This window comes from Amycolatopsis acidicola (assembly GCF_007713735.2).
Lineage (GTDB): Bacteria > Actinomycetota > Actinomycetes > Mycobacteriales > Pseudonocardiaceae > Amycolatopsis_E > Amycolatopsis_E acidicola.
In genome coordinates, this window is sequence record NZ_VMNW02000189.1 from 1 (window position 1) to 1630 (window position 1630).

Annotated in this window: 1 protein-coding gene; it reads right to left on the bottom strand. The window is 71.5% G+C overall.

The annotated features are described in order from the left end of the window. A partial coding sequence (locus FPZ12_RS45360) for a phosphatidylglycerol lysyltransferase domain-containing protein (protein ID WP_150980820.1) occupies positions 1–1366 on the bottom strand: 1366 nt, incomplete at its 3' end. Between the last annotated feature and the right edge of the window lie 264 nt (positions 1367–1630).

Sequence of the window (1630 nt, forward strand, 5' to 3'; positions counted from 1 at the left end):
CAACCTGCGCGACGAGGTATTCGGTGAGCCCGTTCTCCGCGTCACGATCGCGACGCATCAGATCCAGGGAAAGCCCGCGCCGCCCCCACGGCACGAAGGACAGCAGCCCGCGCAACTGCCCGGTGGCATCGTAGGCCTCGGCCATCACGCACCGCCCGTCCGACGGGTCACCCAGCCTCGACAGCGCCATCGAGAACCCGCGTTCGGTGCCCGCGCCACGCCACTGCTGGGCCTTCGCCAACAGATCATCCATTTCGGACGGTGGGACGTCGGCATGCCGGCGGACCTGCGCGGTGTATCCCGCACGCTCGATGCGACGCACCGCCTGCCGCACGGACCGCCGTTCCGGGCCGGACAACCGGAAGTCGCGGACATCGAGCACGGCCTCGTCGCCGAGTTCGAGGGCTTTCAAACCCGCCCGCGTGTAGGCTTTCGCGCCCTGTTCGCTAGCGCCGAGCACTCCGGGCGTCCAGCCGTAGGTGTGGGCCTCGGCCAGCCACGCGGCGATGGCCTGCGGCCACGACTCCGGATCACCGACCGGGTCGGCGCTCGCGATGCTCGTGCCACCCAGTACCCGGTAGGTCACCGCGGCCTGGCCATTGGGCGCGAACACCACGCTCTTGTCGCGGCGGGTGGCGAAGTACCCCAGCGAATCGTCCTCGCCGAACCGGGCCAGCAGCGAGCGCACCCGGAGTTCCTCGTCGTCGCTGCGCCGCCGTCGCGAGCGCACGCCCCGGAAGAAGGTGGACAGCGTCGCGGCGGCGACGGTCACGCTGGCGAGGTCAAGCGCCAGGTCGATCCACGGCGGCCCTTCCCGCACCCCGAGCCGCCGCAACTGCAGGAGCTCGCCGGTCGCGTGGTTCGCCGCCCAGAGGATCTTGTCTCCGGCGCCGGTGAGCGTGCCGGGGAACGCTTCCAGCAGCAGCCACCCGGCGAGGATCACCACGAGTGTCCCGGTCACGCCCACGGTGAGCGCGCGCCGCCACGCACCCGGGGCCAGCCGCGCAGGAAACGCCGGCCGGAGCGCGACGAGCACCACGATCAGCGCCACAGACACCGCCTCCGCGACGACGTGCGTCCACGACGTCGCCGCGGGCGGGCGTGTCTCGCGGTCGGTCTTGAGCAGCCACGGGGCCCAGGCCACGGTCGCGTGGAAGGCCACGGCCATCAGGAAACCGCCGGCCTGGAAGAGGATCAGCGTGTTCAACGCCGCCCGCTTCCGCCGCCGGAGCGCCGCGCCCAGCACCGTCAGCACGAGGGCGATCAGGATGTTCGCGTCCGCCGGAATGTTCAGCAGCCCGAACACGGTGACAGTCCAGTGGTAGAACCCGCGGTGCCCGCCCACGAGCAGCAGCACCACCGACATCAACGCGCCCAACTGCACCACGGTGGCCACCACGCCACCGGCCTTCCCCTGCCAGCGTTGGCCCTGCCAGCGTTGGCCCTGCCAGCCCCTGTCTCGCGATCCCTTGCCCTGCGCCTGCCGACCCGTGCCCTCTTGGCCCCTACCTTGTCGCCCCTCGCCCTGCCGAACTCTGTCCTGCCGTACCCGGTCCTGCCGTACTCGGTCCGGCCGCCCCTTTCCTTGCCGCCCCGTGTCCTGCTGCCCCTTACCTTGTCGCCCCTCCTC